Source organism: Flavobacterium sp. KACC 22761 (assembly GCF_034058155.1).
In the GTDB taxonomy this organism is placed as follows: domain Bacteria; phylum Bacteroidota; class Bacteroidia; order Flavobacteriales; family Flavobacteriaceae; genus Flavobacterium.
The window spans coordinates 3,399,572-3,417,350 of sequence record NZ_CP139148.1 but is presented as its reverse complement, the minus strand read 5'-3'; the positions used below and the strand labels follow the sequence as shown (position 1 = coordinate 3,417,350).

Below are 17,779 nucleotides of genomic sequence, written 5' to 3'. Positions count from 1 at the left end.
TGTGGCTAAAAAGACTCTTTGTAGTTAATAAATTTCAAAATACAAAAATGCAACACTGGGATATACTTTTATCAAATCAGGTAAATAAAAAAAAACTAATAGACAACATATTAAACGGTGAAGCAATTGGAGAATTAGCTGTTTTTAATACCCAAAAAGGAATACTGTTTTCTGATATCGCGATTGAAAAATTCATTGAAAAAGAGTTTCAATATGACAGCGTAGAAGCTTCACCAGAATCGCACAGGCAACTTCGAACTTTTTCGTCTGGCGAACGCAAAAAAGAGTTTTTAAAATACTGCATCAATCAAAAGCCCGATTTTATCATTTTCGACAATCCTTTTGATCATTTAGATCAGGCTTCAAGAGTAGTTTTAGCTGATTCCTTAAAAGATCTCACAAATAACATTGCAATTATCCAGCTCTTAAACCGTACTGTTGATGTACTTGAATTTGTTCCAAACAAAGCTCAAATCAAAGACAATACTTTCGAACTCCATCCATTTGTAAAAAACGAAAATCATTTCAAAACCTTAAATTCAACCGCAATTCCAAAAGCCACAGAAGTTCATACTTTTCCTGAAAATGAATTAATAAGACTGAAAAATGTTTCTGTAAGTTATGACGAAAGAAAGATTCTCAATGACATTTCGTGGACAATCAAACAAGGAGAATTTTGGCAATTAATTGGCCCAAACGGTTCTGGAAAAAGCACCATTTTATCTTTGATCACAGGAGATAATCCAAAAGGTTTTGGGCAAAATTTATATTTATTTGGAAGAAAAAAAGGAACTGGAGAAAGTGTTTGGGACATCAAAAAACAAATCGGTATTTATACTACTGCTATGATGGATTTGTTTCAAAAAGGCCATACTTTGGAACAAATGATTTTATCAGGTTTCTTTGACCAAATCGGACTTTATACAGAACCCACAACACATCAAAAAAACATCGTAACACAATGGCTAGAAGTGATTGAAATGACACATCTAAGAAAAAAGCGTTTCATCGATCTTTCAATTGGCCAGCAAAGAGTTGCCTTAATTGTTCGCGCTGTTTTAAAACATCCGCCATTATTGATTTTAGATGAACCCGTAGAAGGTTTAGATGACGAGAATGTAGATTTGGTTATTCAATTAATTAATACTATCAAACAAGAAACAAATGTGAGTATTATTTATGTTTCCCACCGAATCGAACAAGGCCTTGCTCCTACTTCTGTTTTCGAGCTTTTGCCTTCAGAAACAGGCTCAATTGGAAAAATAAAATACCACTCAGAATTGAATTAGATAATTAGAAAATTTGTCAATTAGATAATGTAACAATTAACACAACGTATTCCTGTAGAGATGCACTGCAGTGCGTCTCTACAGAAAATTGGGACTATGATAATTCTCAAAAAACAAAAAAACTCCCTAAGGAGCCTTTTTGTTTTTTATTTCCGTTAAAGAAATTATCTAATTTTCAAATTATCTAATTATCTAATTGACACATTATCTAATTCCCTTCATCGTCAGTATTATGCGATTTCACATAATTTTGCCATTTCTCGATACAATCCTTAAAATCTTGAGGAAGTTCAGTATCAAAACGCATCATTTCACCAGTATTTGGATGAACAAAACCAAGCGTTTTAGCATGCAGCGCCTGACGTGGCAATGCTTTAAAACAGTTTTCGATAAACTGTTTGTATTTTGTAAAAGTCGTTCCTTTCAAAATCAAATGTCCGCCGTAACGCTCATCATTGAACAACGGATGCCCGATGTGTTTCATGTGCGCACGAATCTGGTGCGTTCTTCCAGTTTCTAGTTTGCACGAAACCAAAGTTACATAACCAAAACGTTCCAAAACTTTATAATGCGTAATAGCAGGTTTTCCAATTTCAGGATCATCAAAAACAGCCATTTGCATGCGGTCTTTTAAATGTCTTGCCAAGTTTCCTTCAATTGTACCGCTGTCAGCCGCAACATTTCCCCAAACTAGAGCAATATATTCACGTTCTGTTGTTTTAGCTTCAAATTGTTTGGCTAAATGCGTCATTGCCGCTTCAGTTTTGGCCACAACCAAAAGTCCAGACGTATCTTTATCGATTCTGTGAACCAAACCTGGGCGTTCGCTGCTGTTCATTGGCAAATTTTCAAAATGAAATGCCAACGCATTCACCAAAGTTCCGGTATAATTGCCATGACCTGGGTGAACAACCAATCCGGGTGGTTTATTGATCAGCAAAAGTGCATCATCTTCATAAACAATATCCAGCGGAATATCTTCGGGATCAACTCTATTTTCAAATGGCGGATGCGACAACATTACCGTTATCACATCAAAAGGTTTTACTTTGTAATTTGATTTTACCGGAATATCATTCACAAAAATATTCCCATTTGTTGCCGCGTTCTGAATTTTATTTCGCGTGGCATTCGGAATCAAATACATTAAATATTTGTCAATACGCAAAAACGCTTGACCTTTAGGCACTTCAAATCTGTAATGTTCGAATAATTCGTCTTCCAGATCTAAGTTTTCTTCAATATTATTGCTCATCTTTTGGGGTTTCTACAGGCTCAGTTGCAGTACTGTCTGCCTGACTATCATCTACATAACTCGCTTTTCCATCACCTAAAACCAAATCAATTTTAGACGCTTTCAATACGCGGTCTCCTACTTTTAAATTTCTTCCTTTGTAACGCATTTCCAAAACCATATCTTTTCCAAGATTCGGAATATAAGTAATAGTTCCTGGCTCAAGTCCTAAAGCTTTCAATGTTGGAACCGCTTCACGATATGTTTTCTCGATTAAATCCGGAATTTTAACAGATGAAAATCCCGATGCATTAATTTTGATATATATTTTTCTACCTACTTTAACCATCGTTCCCGGCAAAGGATCTTGCTCAACAACGCTAAATTTCGGATATTCACTTCGGTAATCAACACTATCCAAAAGCACATAATCTAAGTCCAACTCATCAAGTTTTTCCTCAACTTGCTCTTCTGTCAATTTAGATAAATTCGGAACCGCAATTTCATGTCCGTGATCAGTTGTAAAAGTCAACCAATGCATAAACAAATAACCCAAAACTGCAATGATAGCTGCCGCACTTAACAATTGTAAAAAAAATACGCGACTAGTTAAATACTTACGTAAACTCATAAATTAATTTTTAGATGAACGCAAAGATAAAGTATTTCATTTCAAAAAAAATGATAATTTTGTTTAAAACAAAAATGCTCTGCGATTGTTATTTCTATTAAAAACTAAAATTTTTGGAATTTGGTATTTTAGAATTTAAAATTTCAATTTCTAGGAGCTGTTTCCTGCTGTCCGCTGTATCTTTTGCGCCGAACCCCGGCACAAAAGGATGCCGCTCCCATCAGGGCTAGAGCACTCATTTTCAAAAGAATATTTTGTTTTTATTTTATTAAAACAACTGCAAAATATTGTCAGACTGAGCAAAGTCGAAGCTCCGCAAAGTGATGCAGCAAACGGGACTTCGACTACGCTCTGTCTTACAAGCAAAACGAATACAAAGAACAATTCGTGAAAATTAGTGGAATTAGTGGCAAACAAAACGATTAAACATATAAACGATTAAACACATAAACAAAAAGTCAATGAAAAACATTGCCATCATCATGGGCGGATATTCAAGCGAATACAAAATTTCGCTTATCAGCGGAAACGTTGTTTACCAATATCTTGACAAAACAAAATACAACGGATTCCGAATTCATATTTTCAAAGAAAAATGGGTTTATGTAGATGCCAACGACGCCGAATTTCCAATTGACAGAAATGATTTTTCTGTAACGGTAAACGGGGAAAAAATCACTTTTGATTGTGTTTTCAACGCCATTCACGGAACTCCAGGCGAAGACGGATTAATGCAAGCTTATTTTGAATTAATTGGTTTGCCACAATCATCTTGCGATTATTACCAATCGGCATTGACTTTCAATAAAAGAGATTTATTATCGGTTTTAAAGCCATACGGAATCAAAACGGCAATTTCGTATTACTTAAATAAAGGCGACGAAATCAATACAGCCGAAATTGTTAAAAAAGTTGGTTTGCCATGTTTCGTAAAACCAAACAAAGCAGGTTCAAGTTTCGGAATTTCAAAAGTAAAAACAGAGGCTGAACTTCCAATTGCAATCGAAGTAGCTTACAAAGAAGACAACGAAATCATCATCGAAAGTTTCCTTGACGGAACTGAGGTTTCTGTTGGCGTAATCAACTATAAAGGCGAAATCAAAGTATTGCCTATTACAGAAATCGTTTCTGACAATGATTTCTTCGACTATGAAGCTAAATACGAAGGAAAATCACAAGAAATTACACCGGCAAGAATTTCTGACGAACTGACACAAAAAGTTGGAGAAACAGCAAAACGCGCTTACGAAGTCTTAAAAATGAAAGGTTTCTCAAGAAGCGAATTCATTATTGTTGACAACGAGCCTTATATGCTTGAAATGAACACCATTCCAGGTTTAACAACCGAAAGTTTGATTCCGCAACAAGCAAAAGCAGCAGGAATTTCTCTAGAAGATTTATTTACAAATGCTATTGAGCTGGCTTTAGCCTAGTTACTAAGATACTAAGGTGCTGAGATACTAAGATTTCAGCGCCTTATTTTTTTATCATTAATTGTCAGACTGAGCGATCCCGAAACTTCGGGAGAAGTCATTCAAAAAAGCCTTTGTGCCTTTGTAGCTTTGAACCTTAAAAATAAAAAAAATGCTATTTCTAGTCGGGACTCGAGATTTTAATGTAAAAAATGGCGTGATTTCAAATGAAAAATGTCCAAAATGCGATACCGAAAATTCGTTGCATTTTAGTATTTTCAGAAAGTATGCACATCTTACCTTTATTCCTTTATTTCCTGTAGGCAAAATTTTAGTAGTTGAATGCAATAATTGCAAAAGTACGTTTGACTATGAAGATTTATCTGAAAATGGTCAGTTAAAAATGAGATCTGAAAAATTAGATGCCACGTTATGGACCTATTCGGGGTCTATAATTATTTTTATCGTTTCTGTTTTTTTTCTAAACAACTATTTCAGCGCAAAAGATGAAACAGCAATTTTAATAAAAAATCCTTCTGAAGGCGATGTCTATAATTTGAAATTCTCAAATGGTTATTATTCCAATATGAGAATAGACAAAGTGACCACTGATAGCATTTATACGACCCACAACGATTTTGACGCATACATGCCTTATGAGGTTGATGACTTAAACAAACCCGAAAATTACTCGGACAAAAAGTTTTCGTATTCCAGACAAGAACTTTTGAAATTATATAAAGACGACGAAATCATAAAAATTTCGAGAAAAAACGTGATTAATAATTAAGTTCTGAAGCTTTACATATAGTAGCTCAGCCTCTCAGAACCTTAGAACCTTAAAAAAAATGCGAAAAGCCATATTTCCAGGATCGTTCGACCCCATTACACTCGGACATGAAGACATCATCAAAAGAGGAATTTCATTATTTGATGAAATCGTAATTGCGATTGGTGTAAATGCCGAAAAAAAATACATGTTTTCATTAGAAGAAAGAAAACGTTTCATTGAAGAAACCTTCAAAGACGAACCAAAAATTTCGGTAATAACTTATGAAGGACTAACTATTGATTTAGCAAAAAAAGAAAAAGCACATTTTATTTTAAGAGGTTTGCGCAACCCAGCCGATTTTGAATTTGAAAAAGCCATTGCCCACACCAATAGAAAACTTTCAAAAATTGAAACTGTATTTTTATTGACTGCCGCAAGTACTTCTTTTATCAGTTCAAGTATTGTGCGTGATGTATTGCGAAATGGCGGCGAATATGAGATGCTGGTTCCAGAGGCGGTAAGAGCTAAGAAATAACTGAATAAATCATTTTTTAATTTACTTGCATAGGTAAGATAAATCATTATTTTTGTTGACATAACCTATAAAACTTAACTAATGATTTTTTACGGAACCAAATCAAAACACATTAAAAACGACCGAATTACCAATGTAGATTGTCCAGATTGCAACGCTACAGTTTCCATGAACTACAGTTTATATGAAAAATATGCGCACATTTACTGGATACCTTTTTTTCCAATTAAAAAATTAACTTTCGCCGAATGCAACTCGTGCAAAAAGACATTTGAACAAAAAGAATTTCCAGCACCTATTAAACAAAAAATACAACACTCAATTGGAAGAATCAGTAGCCCGCTTTGGATGTATTCAGGAATTTTTATTATAGCTGGTCTTTTTCTATTTGGAATGTATAGTACGGTACAAAAAGGAAAAGATAATATCGCTTACATTGAAAGTCCAAAAATTGGAGATGTTTACAGCATCGACAATGCAAATGGTTTTTATTCTACGATGAAATTGACTGAAATTTCAAAAGACAGTTTGACTTTGTTGCTGAACGATATGGAAGTGGATAAGAAAACTGGAATTGATAAAATTGACCTGGAAAAAAATTACAGAGATAAAAAAATTATAGCAAAAAAAGATTTACAAAAACTTTTTAAAGAAAATAAAATTTACGAGGTAGTGAGACATTAATAGTCACTTGCCTCAAACTTGCATGCGAAGCAAAATATAAGTAATTTCGCATTTTTTAAAACAAACAAAATAATGAGCATCGAGAGAGAATTAAGCAAACGAAGCGGATCTAAATGTGAACTTTGTGGCGCCGAGGAAAACCTAAAAGTATATCAAGTACTGCCAACTCAAAAAGGCGGAATTGATGAAGCAATATTTGCCTGCAATACCTGTATTGACCAAATTGAAAACCCAGACAATGTCGATTTAAACCATTGGAGATGTTTAAACGACAGCATGTGGAATGAAAATATTCCGGTTCAAGTGGTAGCATGGAGAATGTTAAGCAGAATGCGTGCCGCAGGCTGGCCTCAGGAATTGCTTGACATGATGTACTTAGATGAAGACACACTGGCTTGGGCCCAAGCAACTGGCGAAGGCGAAGACGACGAAAACAAACTCGTTCACCGCGACAGCAATGGCGTTGTTTTGCAACATGGAGATTCGGTTGTTTTAATTAAAGATCTTAAGGTAAAAGGCTCAAGCATGGTTGCCAAACAAGGAACTGCGGTTAGAAACATTCGTTTAGACCACGAAAATGCAGAATACATCGAAGGGAAAGTTGATGGGCAACAAATTGTGATTATTACACAGTATGTAAAGAAAATATAGTTTTTTTGAAGGTACAAAGGTTCAAAGAAACAAATTGACAAAGGTTTTCAACCTGAAACTAAACAAAAAAAGCTGTTCAATTGAACAGCTTTTTTTATGATATAGAGACAAAGATTTGAAGCCTTTGTCACTTTGTTTCTTCGTCCCTTTGAACCTTATAAAATTATTTCTGGAATAATTTATTGATTTGATCTCTTACGAATGGCTCAGAAACACTGCTTGTTGCAGAAGTAGCTTCTTTGCTAGAAACCATAAATTGAACAGTTGCTTTATCTGGAACAACACTTCCTGTGTAATGCAACCAGATATAGTTGTTTGGTAATTCTAATTTAATATCGTACAATGGATTTGCGCCAAAACCATTCATGATAATAGTGTAAAGATTTGAATAATCGTTATTCACATTTTTGAATGAAAATTTTCTTAAAGAAGAAGAATCGTCATCATTTTGAATACTAGTGTAATACACTGTGTACTCGTCTCCAATTTTTTGAATGTAGTTGTTATTTACTTTTCCTAATTTCTCAACAGGAACTGTTTCAAGAACTTTAATTTGTGCAAATGAAACGAAACTTAAAAACAAAGCAGCAACGGTAATAATGTTTTTCATAACAGATTTGGGGTTTACAATTTTACTGTAGCAAAAAAACATAGAAATAATGAAAAAATCGCTATCAAATCATTATTTTTTTAACACAAAATTGCAAAACTTAATTCAAATTTTACAAAACACTGATAAACAACACAATAGGTTAAATTTTACGCACCTATCCAATTTTTACCCATTCTAGTATTTTTTGTTTTTGTCCTCTTCTTTCTTAACGACATTGCGGGCAACTTCAATTTTAAACTTTTTGCCTTTCATTTTTTCGTCTTTAATATTCTTCAAAAGATCTTTTACTTTATTGAATTTTACTGCGGCAAACGATACAAAATCTTTTACTTCAATCAACCCTAAATCATCTTTTTCCAATTTTCCTTTTTGAGAAAAGAAACCTACGATGTCAAATTTGTTCAGCTTTGTTTTCTTTCCGCCACTAATATAGATAGTTTGAAATTGTGGCGGTTTTGGCAATGAAACTTTTCCTTCAACGTCCAAAATCTCCATTTCATAATCAATATAATCCAATTCTTTTTCACTTTCGTGGATAATTACATAAGCCGTTCCTGTTGCCTGCATACGAGCCGTACGCCCATTTCTATGCGTGAACTCGTCTTCTTTTAACGGCAAATGATAATGAATTACGTGTTTCATTTCTGGAATATCCAATCCTCTTGCAGCCAAATCTGTTGTGACCAAATAACCAATACTTCCGTTTCTAAACTGAATCAAAGCACGCTCGCGCTCGTCTTGATCCATTCCGCCATGATAATAAACCGAATAAATTCCTTTTTCGTTCAAAGTGTCGCTGATTCGCTCTGCAGCATCTCTGTGATTACAAAAAATAATGGCCGATTCTGATTTTAGTGAACAAATCAAATTGAACAAACTCTGCAATTTATCTTTTGCTGGGGAAATCACCATTTTCATCGAAAGATTTGTTTTTTCCTCTTCTTCTGGAATAAAATCCAAAACAACCGGATTTACAACTTTTGTATATTTCGGAATTTCGATATCTGAAGTGGCCGAAACCAAAACTCTTTTATTGACTTTCGGCAATCTTGCAATAATAAAAGACATTTGCTCATGAAAACCCAATTGCAACGATTTGTCGAATTCATCTAAAACAAGCGTCTGAATTTTATCGGTTCTGAAAGTTTCTCTGTCAATATGATCTGCAATTCTTCCTGGAGTTCCAATCAAAACCGCCGGCGGATTTCTCAAATTCTTGATTTCAGTATCTATTGAATGTCCACCATAGCAGATGTTTACTTTATATTGCGTTCCCATTTTTTTCCAAACCTGCTCAATCTGCAATCCAAGTTCGCGCGACGGAACTAAAATCAAACATTGCACCGATAAAATTTCAGGCTGCAACAATTCCAAAATTGGAAGCAAAAAAGCTAATGTCTTTCCAGATCCAGTTGGAGAAAGTAGTAAGGTGTTGTTTTCGTTTAAAACAGCATCATGTGCCATTTCCTGCATTTCATTTAGGCTATCAATCCCTAAATTCGAAAGTATATCTTGAGAATGGTGTTTTTTGTTCATTTTGCAAAAGTAATTAAAATTTATTTCAAGTTTTCTTGTTTCAGGTTTCAAGTCACTTAACATAAAGTTTTGTTTCTCGCAGATTTGGCAGATTTAGCAGATTAAATTTTAAAATAAAAATCCGCTCAATCTGCCAAATCTGCGAGAGAAAAAATAATCATAAAGCAGATCAACATGAAACTTGAAACTTGAAACCTAAAACAAAAAAAACTTATATTTGATTTCTATTAAAATAAAACTCATGAAACTTTTTACATTTCTCATTTCACTTTTTACCATCACTACTTTTGCTCAAAACAATAAAAAATACGATACGTTTTTTGAGAAAGGAAACGGAAACCAATCGGCATCTTATCAAGAAACTATAGCTTATTTTAAAATGCTTGCTGCCGATTTTCCAACCATTCAAATGAAAGAAATGGGATTGACCGATTCTGGTGAACCTTTGCACATGATAACTTTTAATCCGGACAAGGAATTTGATTTCGATAAAATTCAGAAAACCAAAGCAGTTCTTTTTATAAATAACGGAATCCACGCCGGAGAACCAGACGGAATCGACGCTACGATGCAATTCTACAGAGATTTAGCAACCGGAAAAATGAAAGCACCAAAAAATACGGTTTTGGTTACGATTCCCGTTTACAATATTGGCGGTTCTTTAAACCGAAATTCAACAACGCGCGCCAATCAGGACGGGCCGGAAATTTATGGTTTTAGAGGAAATGCCAGAAATTACGATTTGAATCGTGATTTGATGAAATCGGATACTCGAAATACGAAGAGTTTTGTAGAAATTTTCCAAAAAATAAATGCCGATGTTTTTATCGATAATCACGTGAGCAACGGCTCTGATTACCAATACAAGCTGACGTACATCATGACGCAACACAACAAACTCGGAAAAGTTTTGGGTGATTTTATGAATGACGAAATGATGCCGGCTTTGGTAAAAGATCTTCAAAAAAAGAAAATCGAAACCACGCCTTATGTGGATTCGTTTAAAGATACGCCAGATAAAGGTTTTGGACAATTTGTTGATAGTCCGCGATATACTACTGGTTATACTTCATTATTCAATACAATTGGTTTTGTAGTTGAAACGCACATGCTGAAAAAATATGCTGAACGCGTAAAAATGACATACGAATACATGAAATCAACTTTGGATTTTACCGATGCGAATTATCAAAAAATAAAAGATTTAAGAGTTAAGAATTTAGAACAGTATCAGCCTAAAAAATCCTATACTTTACAATGGGAAATGGACAGCACAAAAGCCACAAAATTTACTTTTTTAGGCTACGAAGCGGGTTACAAAAAAAGTGACGCTACAACTGGCGACCGTTTGTATTATGACAGAAGCAAACCGTACAAAAAAGATGTTCCGTATATCAAAGAATTCAAATCGGCTAAGGAAATTGTGATTCCTACGGCGTATATAGTGCCACGAGGTTATTGGAATATTATTGATCTTTTGAAAAACAACAATATCTCATTTCGTCAATTTAAAAACGATACGATAATTGAAGTCGAAAGCTACAGAATTGCCGATTTTAAAACGGTTCCATCTGCTTACGAAGGACATTATGCCCATAGAAACACGACCGTAACTTCTAAAATGGTCAAAATGGCTTTCGCCAAAGGAGATTATTATGTTCCAACAAACCAAAAAGGCGTTAAATATTTAATCGAAGCTTTTGAACCAGAAGGCGTTGATTCATTTTTTAACTGGAATTTCTTCGACCCTATTTTACAGCAAAAAGAACATTATTCAGAGTATATTTTTGAAGATACTGCCGGACAACTTTTAAAAGACAATCCAGCTTTAAAAGCAGAATTGGAAACCAAAAAACAAAACGACCGCGAATTTGCTAAAAACGCCGAAGCGCAGTTGGATTGGATTTACAAGCATTCTGTTTATTATGAGAAGGCACATTTGCAGTATCCTGTTTATCGAGTTTTGTAGTTTTTTTTGATGGCGCATCTATTTTTTAACGCAAAGTGCGCTAAGATTTTTTTGATTTTGATTGAGTTTAGCAAACGCTAAGATCGCAAAGCTATGCGTGTAGAACTTTGTCAAAGTTTAAAACTTTGACAAAGTTGAAGCTCACACACTTTTTTCCTCGATAACGCGAATATGCATTCCCTGCCACTAAAAGAAACAATAGCGTGAACGAGTACAAACGGTGCGCTCGTGAACGCATAAAATTAAATTACTAAAAAGTATATTCAAATTAATGAAAGAATGACAATGATAAACAAAATCCTGAAACCAATAATTATTTCTTTTATTCAACTAATTTTATCGGTGATAACATATAAGGCAATTGTCCGACTTTATCCAATACCACACAAGTCTGTTGGGTTTGGATTAACGATTCTTTTCACTGGGATTTTTTTCAATTTGGCTATTCTTTTATTTAATTTTTATTTAGCATTTTTTAAAAAGAATATTTATTGGGTCGCATTAATTCTTTTTGCTTCAGTCGCTATTTTTCCCTTTGCTGCTTTTAACGAAAAACCATTAAGAAGCTTGCTCTTAATTTTACTCGCTCTCGCTGGTTTTCTATCTTCTTTGATACTGAATAAGATGTTAACTAAAAAAAACAATAACTCTGACTTATAAATCCGCGCTATCGGTATGGTAATTTCTTTATTAGAAAAAACTTTACGGTTTGCCGTAACTATATTCAATTTCAACATTCTATATTTGAGTTTCAATAGTATTACCCGTACTAATCAGAAATATTGATATTGTGCTTTCCATATTTTTATTCGGAATTGCTTATGCTGAATTGATGTAACATTTTGTAAAATTATTTCTTTTAATAAACTAGCCAGATGAAATTTAAACTCGCGTTGATAATCGTATTTGTTATTGGAATTTCTTCATGTAAAAATGAGACAAAAGAAGAAAATCTTAAATCTAATCCCGATTCTTCGGGAATAAAACTTGAAAAGGATACTATTTTAAATGATGATTTAAAAACGGATACTGCAGTTATAAGTTCGCCAAAAAATAATGTGGCCGAAAACAAAAAATTATTATCTGATTTCTTTATCAAAAATGACAAAAAGCCACAATTCTTTTTGATTAATAACCAGAAAGACACAACAATTTTATGCGCAGAGAAAACCAAGATTACCATTAAAGCAAATTCTTTTGTTTTGCTTAAAACAGGAAAGGAAGCGACAGCAAAAATCAAAATATCGGTTAAAGAATATTATTCGATTTCGGATATGATTTTGGGCGGACTTTCGACAACTTCTAATGGAAAATTGTTGGAAACGGGCGGAATGTTGCATATTGCTGCAACAGCAAATGGCGAAAAATGTGATTTAAGAAAAGGAAAGAATATGGAAATTGCTTTTCCAAAAAAAGGAAATAAAGATGGAATGCAGCTTTTTAATGGAATTTGGCAAAAAAATCAAATCAATTGGATTGTCGACAAAAGTTCGTTTGATTTAAGTGAGACTTTTGAAAATGTTGACGAAATGCCAGTATATATAGGTGGAAAGGATGCATTTTACAAATTTATTGGTAATAACTACAGACTGTCCTGACGAAGAAATTAGCGGCAAAATATATGCTACTTTTGTTGTAAACAAAGAAGGAAATGTCACTGATGTTAAGATAAAAAAAGGTTTGAGCAGAGCTGCTGATGAAGAATTTCTTAGAGTTCTCAAAAAACTTGGAAAATTTACTCCCGGCAAAATAAAAGGTGTTCCCGTAAACTGTATCTATACCATATCAATTACCTTACAATCAGCAGACTCCGATATTTCCTCCTCAAATAATTACAACAATAGAATCGCTCTAGAACCGTATGTTACAAAAACTGATGAAAATAAAAAGGCAGATGAAATTAGTTACTATATGTTCAATAGCACAAATCTAGGATATATAAATTGCGATCGTTTTTTGACCTATGTTCCATCAATGGTAATCAATTATGGTGTTATTGTTGAAGATGAAAGCAATATTTCTGTCAACATTATCTACCATCGTTTTAAATCGATTATGAGGGGCGCCTTAAGTCCTAAAAAAGTTGTTTTTTACAATTCGCTTTTAAAAGAAAAAATTACAATCGTTGCTGTTAAATATTTTGAAGGCAAACCATTTCTAGCTATTAACGAAACGACTACAAGTGAAAAATCTGCAAAGGATTTACAATTTAATCCAGTAACACCTGAAGAATTGAAAACTGAAATTTTAAAGCTGAATAAATTTAATTAATAGAAACTTCGTTTTATGCGAAAGGCTGTAAACTAGAAACGCCTTGCCGCGTGAGGGATAGAGCTAATCCGCCGTGGCGGAGGCGAAAGCCCGACAGCATCCCGATAAAAGGGCGAATAAGCGCACAGTGAATTAGCCCTTTTATCGGGATGGTGGCACGCCCAACTATTTCTGTTTAAAAATCAATCTTCGAACGCAACCTTTTCAAGCTTTTTGTACTATAAAATATAACGCAAACAAAAAGCAAAATGAAAAAATTATATGTAATATTCGCAACGCTTTTCATCGTTTCCTGTTCTAATGATGAGAAAGCTGAAGCTGGCAATAAATCTAGCATACCATCGAACCTACAAGGAACATATTGCTACATTTCTGGAAATACTGTTTTCTTTGACAAGGACAATAATGCGACTTGTATTGCAAAACCAGGATCAACTACTGATTTTTACTATAGTAGCTCATTAAATGCTACAAAAATTCAATGGACAATTGAAGCGCAACCAGCCGGAAGCATTGTTATAAAGGGAAACAATAATGGAGAGATGATTAGTTTAACTTTTAAAGACAATTTTGAGAAAGGATCGGTTCATTCCGTTGGTGAAAGCGAAAAAGGAACCTGCGGACCTACTTTGTTTATTACAAACAAATAAGACATTAAAAAAGCCCAATAACAAATTGTTATTGGGCATTTTTTATACCATTATAGAAATCTAAATTTAAGATTATAAGTTTTCTTTTTTTGTTTTTAAATCTGAAGGAGAGTAATTTTCTTCTTGAAAAAGCAATTTTATGTTTTCATAAGAGTTTTTAAGCGCTTCTTTGATTTGTTCTCGATTTAACCAAGCAACTTTTTCAATTCCTTCTTCAAGTTGTCCGTGCGGTGTTCCTTCAAAATCAGACTGCATTTCGAACCAATGCGTGATTTTGAGTTTGTATTTTCCATTGCGTTTAAAGATGTGGTAGGTTTTTTGAAGTTTATTCGTAATACGAAGCTTGTTTACTCCTGTCTCCTCCTCTACCTCACGCATAGCCGTCGCTTCAATGTCTTCCCCTTTCTCGATACCGCCTTTTGGCAAGTCCCACTTTCCGTTTCTGAATATAAATAAAACTTCGCCTTTTTTATTGTACACAAAACCTCCACCAGCTTTGTTCACCGGAATTTTGGCTTTAAGGGTTTTCATGATCTCACTTTCATCTGGATGATATAGAATGGCTTTTTGAATTTTATTTTGAAAAATTTTTATAATAAGCTGTTCGATATCAATACTCTCCAACAAGAACAATTGGAAATCTGTTTCACGCGAGATTTCATTTGTCAAAAAAAGTGGTTTGTCGTTTACAAAAACTTTATACATTTGTATTATGATTTTTAATAAAGATACTGCCGAAAAAACAGCCGAATTGCTTTTGCAAATAAATGCAATTAAATTGAATCCCGAAAATCCTTTTACGTGGGCTTCTGGTTGGAAATCGCCTATTTACTGTGATAATAGGTTAATTCTTTCATTTCCGAGCATCAGAAACTATGTTCGTGATGAATTTGCTAAAAACATTGAAAAACAATTTGGAAAACCTGATGTGATTGCTGGTGTTGCTACTGGAGCCATTGGTGTTGGAATTTTGGTTGCCGAAAGTTTAGGTCTTCCTTTCGTATATGTGCGTCCGGAACCTAAAAAACACGGAAGACAAAACCAAGTGGAAGGTTTTTTACAAAAAGGACAAAATGTTGTGGTTGTTGAAGATTTGATTAGTACTGGAAAAAGCAGTTTGATGGCTGTTGAGGCTTTAAGAAGCGAAGGTGCTAATATTAAAGGTATGGCCGCAATTTTTACATACGGTTTTGGCGTAGCCGAAGAAAATTTCAAAGAAGCGAATGTTGATTTATTCACGTTAAGCAACTACGAAAATCTTTTAAGCTTAGCTGTTCAGAAACAATATATCACCGAAGATCAACAATCGACTTTATTAGAATGGAGCCAAAGTCCATCGACTTGGGGACAGGAATAGATTTTAGATTTTAGATCTCTCCAAAAAATCACTTCGCTCTTTTTTGGAATTTAAAAATTGGAATTTAATAAAGTTTCAGCTTTGCGAACTTTGTGTTTTTTTTCAAAACCTAGCATATAAAAAACTTAGCGCACTTTGCGTTAAAAAACAAAAACAAATACAATATGAACTTAGAAAGTCCAAAAGTTACTGTTCAGAAATCGGCTCAAGATTTGTTTGACCAACTGACCGACGTAAAGAATTTCGAAAAATTAATGCCAGACAATATCGCTAAATTTGAAGTGACTGGCGAAGACGCTTTTATTTTTGGATTGAAAGGGATGCCTGAAATCAAATTGAAAATGAAAGATAAAGTAGCGCCAAACAAAATTGTTTTGGGTGCTGCAAGCGACAAGCTTCCGTTTACTTTGACTTCAAATATTGATAGCGTTTCTGACTCTGAAAGTGCAGTTCAATTATTTTTTGAAGGCGAATTCAACGCTATGATGGCCATGATGATCAAAGGCCCAATCAGCAAGTTTATTGAAACTCTCGCAAACAATATGAACAAATTATAATTGTGAATTGTAAATTGTTAATTATAAATGAAAGCCTGATATTTAACGATCGGGCTTTTTCTTTGAATGCCACGAAGACACTAAGACACAAAGTTTTTTTACGCAGATTTTGCAGATTTGTTTCTCGCAAAGTCGCTAAGTCGCAGAGTTTCTCTTTTAGCAAAGCTTCATACAGTTTGTCATTTTCACACTTTTTCACACTTGGTTTTCTGAATAAATCTGTAAAAAAACTCTGCGACTTCGCGTCTTTGCGAGATTTCACCAATACGTTAGACGCACTGCAGTGCGTCTCTACAAAAAACTTCGTGGCAAAAAAACTTAGAATCTTAGCATCTCAGAACCTTAGCACCTTAGTTAGACGTTGCAGTGCGTCTCTACGAAAAACCTTTGTCACTTTGTCCCTCAGTCACTTTGCAACTCTCAATAAAGCATTTTCACTTCTTTAATCTCAAACTCTACAACAGAATCATCTTCTAATAAAACTTGTAGTTTTCCTATTGGAGAAACTCCTTGAATGATTCCCATAAAATCTTGATTGTTATTGTCTCTAAATGCAGTTGGAATTCCTTTTTTAAATAAAAAATTAAAATAGTCATCCCAGAAAGTCTGCGATGAGGTGTTCCAAGATTGAATTTTTTCTTTTAGTTTTTCAACGATTAAGATTGCCAACTCTTCCTTGTCAAAAGTTTTTCCTAAAATAACTGCCAATGAAGAAGCATTTGGCAATTCGTCAAAATTTGTCTGATTGACATTTAACCCTAATCCGACAACTGACACGATTCTGCCATCACTTTTGATGGTATTCTCGATTAATATGCCACCAACTTTTTTATTATATGACATAATGTCGTTTGGCCACTTTATGCTTAATTCGGGAATATTTAATGATTTTAACACTTCAATGACACTTAATGAGACTATTAAACTTAAATTAAAAACCTGTTCGTTATCAAATATAAAATCTTTTACCAAGGCACTCATAATTAAGTTTTTACCTGATTCAGACTGCCATTTCGCTCCCATTTGCCCCTTTCCTTTTGTCTGATTTTCAGCCGTTACCACAGTAAAATTCTCCAGTTCATCTTGGCTTGACAATGCCTTTAGAAAGTCATTTGTAGAATCTATGGCATCGAGTTTGATTAGTTTCATTTAAATAATTTAAATTAACTTAATTTAATATTTTGTTAAGGTTCAAAAATAATCACAAATTTTGGTAACTTTACAAATTCATAAAAATAATTCATGGCGAAAAAGACTATTAATAATGATGTTCTATTGGCGAACATAATCAAAGGGATTGAAGAAGTAAAAGGGAATGATATCGATATTCTTGACTTAAGAGATATAGATACCGCTGTATGCGACTATTTTGTTATTTGCAACGGAACTTCAAACACTCAAGTTAACGCCATAGTAAACTCTATACAGAAAACAGTATCTAAAGACTTAAAAGACAAACCTTGGCACGTAGAAGGAACCGATAATGCAGAATGGGTTCTGATGGATTATGTGCATATCGTGGTACATGTTTTCCAGAAACACATTCGCGAATACTATAATATCGAGAGCCTTTGGGGTGACGCCAAAATAACTACAATCGAAAACAAATACTAAAGAA

At 34.0% G+C, this 17,779-nt stretch carries 20 protein-coding genes; 13 read left to right on the top strand and 7 right to left on the bottom strand.

From position 1 onward, the window contains the following. The first annotated feature begins 47 nt into the window (after window positions 1-47). Window positions 48-1,289, top strand: coding sequence for an ATP-binding cassette domain-containing protein (locus SCB73_RS14830; RefSeq protein WP_320566988.1), 1,242 nt, complete (start codon window positions 48-50; stop codon window positions 1,287-1,289). Window positions 1,290-1,497: 208 nt separating this feature from the next. Here SCB73_RS14830 and SCB73_RS14825 read toward each other — a convergent pair whose 3' ends face one another. Together SCB73_RS14825 and SCB73_RS14820 are read right to left on the bottom strand one after the other, a co-directional pair. Beyond that, window positions 1,498-2,544, bottom strand: coding sequence for an RluA family pseudouridine synthase (locus SCB73_RS14825; RefSeq protein ID WP_320566987.1), 1,047 nt, complete (start codon window positions 2,542-2,544; stop codon window positions 1,498-1,500). Then, window positions 2,534-3,154: a PASTA domain-containing protein gene (locus SCB73_RS14820; protein ID WP_320566986.1), complete on the bottom strand. Its 621-nt coding sequence runs from the start codon at window positions 3,152-3,154 to the stop codon at window positions 2,534-2,536. The genes SCB73_RS14825 and SCB73_RS14820 overlap by 11 nt, the downstream gene beginning before the upstream one ends. Before the next feature lie 461 nt (window positions 3,155-3,615). Between SCB73_RS14820 and SCB73_RS14815 the strand changes: the two genes are divergently transcribed. The 5 genes from SCB73_RS14815 to SCB73_RS14795 all read left to right on the top strand — a co-directional run bounded on the left by SCB73_RS14815 (window position 3,616) and on the right by SCB73_RS14795 (window position 7,208). Further along, complete coding sequence (locus tag SCB73_RS14815; protein WP_320566985.1) at window positions 3,616-4,587, top strand: D-alanine--D-alanine ligase; 972 nt, start codon at window positions 3,616-3,618, stop codon at window positions 4,585-4,587. 151 nt (window positions 4,588-4,738) lie between these two features. After that, window positions 4,739-5,356, top strand: a complete 618-nt coding sequence (locus SCB73_RS14810; RefSeq protein ID WP_320566984.1) for a zinc ribbon domain-containing protein — start codon at window positions 4,739-4,741, stop codon at window positions 5,354-5,356. A 58-nt stretch (window positions 5,357-5,414) separates the two neighbouring features. Next, on the top strand, window positions 5,415-5,873 hold the full coding sequence (gene coaD, locus SCB73_RS14805; RefSeq protein WP_320566983.1) for a pantetheine-phosphate adenylyltransferase: 459 nt from the start codon (window positions 5,415-5,417) through the stop codon (window positions 5,871-5,873). Window positions 5,874-5,954: 81 nt separating this feature from the next. Beyond that, window positions 5,955-6,557 (top strand): zinc-ribbon domain-containing protein, encoded by a 603-nt coding sequence (locus tag SCB73_RS14800; protein WP_320566982.1) that lies wholly within the window; start codon window positions 5,955-5,957, stop codon window positions 6,555-6,557. Window positions 6,558-6,629: 72 nt separating this feature from the next. Continuing rightward, window positions 6,630-7,208 carry a PhnA domain-containing protein gene (locus SCB73_RS14795; protein ID WP_320566981.1) on the top strand — a complete coding sequence of 193 codons (579 nt, stop codon included), beginning with the start codon at window positions 6,630-6,632 and terminating at the stop codon, window positions 7,206-7,208. Window positions 7,209-7,371: 163 nt separating this feature from the next. Here SCB73_RS14795 and SCB73_RS14790 read toward each other — a convergent pair whose 3' ends face one another. Then, complete coding sequence (locus SCB73_RS14790; RefSeq protein ID WP_320566980.1) at window positions 7,372-7,818, bottom strand: hypothetical protein; 447 nt, start codon at window positions 7,816-7,818, stop codon at window positions 7,372-7,374. Window positions 7,819-7,995: 177 nt separating this feature from the next. Further along, window positions 7,996-9,357, bottom strand: coding sequence for a DEAD/DEAH box helicase (locus SCB73_RS14785; protein WP_320566979.1), 1,362 nt, complete (start codon window positions 9,355-9,357; stop codon window positions 7,996-7,998). A gap of 241 nt (window positions 9,358-9,598) precedes the next feature. Between SCB73_RS14785 and SCB73_RS14780 the strand changes: the two genes are divergently transcribed. Beyond that, window positions 9,599-11,326 (top strand): M14 family metallopeptidase, encoded by a 1,728-nt coding sequence (locus SCB73_RS14780; RefSeq protein ID WP_320566978.1) that lies wholly within the window; start codon window positions 9,599-9,601, stop codon window positions 11,324-11,326. 488 nt (window positions 11,327-11,814) lie between these two features. Here the strand turns inward: SCB73_RS14780 and SCB73_RS14775 are convergent, their stop codons facing one another. After that, on the bottom strand, window positions 11,815-12,054 hold the full coding sequence (locus SCB73_RS14775; RefSeq protein ID WP_320566977.1) for a hypothetical protein: 240 nt from the start codon (window positions 12,052-12,054) through the stop codon (window positions 11,815-11,817). 147 nt (window positions 12,055-12,201) lie between these two features. Between SCB73_RS14775 and SCB73_RS14770 the strand changes: the two genes are divergently transcribed. The 3 genes from SCB73_RS14770 to SCB73_RS14760 all read left to right on the top strand — a co-directional run bounded on the left by SCB73_RS14770 (window position 12,202) and on the right by SCB73_RS14760 (window position 14,247). Then, entirely contained in the window at window positions 12,202-12,924 is a 723-nt protein-coding gene (locus tag SCB73_RS14770) for a hypothetical protein (RefSeq protein ID WP_320566976.1), read from the top strand. Then, the gene (locus SCB73_RS14765) at window positions 12,881-13,597 is read left to right on the top strand and encodes an energy transducer TonB (protein WP_320566975.1); all 717 of its coding nucleotides are present in this window, start codon (window positions 12,881-12,883) and stop codon (window positions 13,595-13,597) included. The genes SCB73_RS14770 and SCB73_RS14765 overlap by 44 nt, the downstream gene beginning before the upstream one ends. Window positions 13,598-13,845: 248 nt before the next feature. Further along, window positions 13,846-14,247, top strand: a complete 402-nt coding sequence (locus tag SCB73_RS14760) for a hypothetical protein (protein WP_320566974.1) — start codon at window positions 13,846-13,848, stop codon at window positions 14,245-14,247. 72 nt (window positions 14,248-14,319) lie between these two features. On the opposite strand, the gene SCB73_RS14755 is transcribed toward SCB73_RS14760, so the two are convergent. Continuing rightward, window positions 14,320-14,952, bottom strand: a complete 633-nt coding sequence (locus tag SCB73_RS14755) for an NUDIX hydrolase (protein WP_320566973.1) — start codon at window positions 14,950-14,952, stop codon at window positions 14,320-14,322. Window positions 14,953-14,959: 7 nt separating this feature from the next. Here SCB73_RS14755 and pyrE point away from each other — a divergent pair, with 7 nt between their 5' ends. Then, the gene (gene pyrE, locus SCB73_RS14750; RefSeq protein ID WP_320566972.1) at window positions 14,960-15,604 is read left to right on the top strand and encodes an orotate phosphoribosyltransferase; all 645 of its coding nucleotides are present in this window, start codon (window positions 14,960-14,962) and stop codon (window positions 15,602-15,604) included. A 164-nt stretch (window positions 15,605-15,768) separates the two neighbouring features. Continuing rightward, window positions 15,769-16,161, top strand: a complete 393-nt coding sequence (locus SCB73_RS14745) for an SRPBCC family protein (RefSeq protein WP_132990285.1) — start codon at window positions 15,769-15,771, stop codon at window positions 16,159-16,161. 420 nt (window positions 16,162-16,581) lie between these two features. Here the strand turns inward: SCB73_RS14745 and SCB73_RS14740 are convergent, their stop codons facing one another. Further along, on the bottom strand, window positions 16,582-17,310 hold the full coding sequence (locus SCB73_RS14740; protein WP_320566971.1) for a biotin--[acetyl-CoA-carboxylase] ligase: 729 nt from the start codon (window positions 17,308-17,310) through the stop codon (window positions 16,582-16,584). Window positions 17,311-17,403: 93 nt separating this feature from the next. Between SCB73_RS14740 and rsfS the strand changes: the two genes are divergently transcribed. Then, window positions 17,404-17,775 (top strand): ribosome silencing factor, encoded by a 372-nt coding sequence (rsfS, locus tag SCB73_RS14735; protein ID WP_026729351.1) that lies wholly within the window; start codon window positions 17,404-17,406, stop codon window positions 17,773-17,775. Window positions 17,776-17,779: the final 4 nt, after the last annotated feature.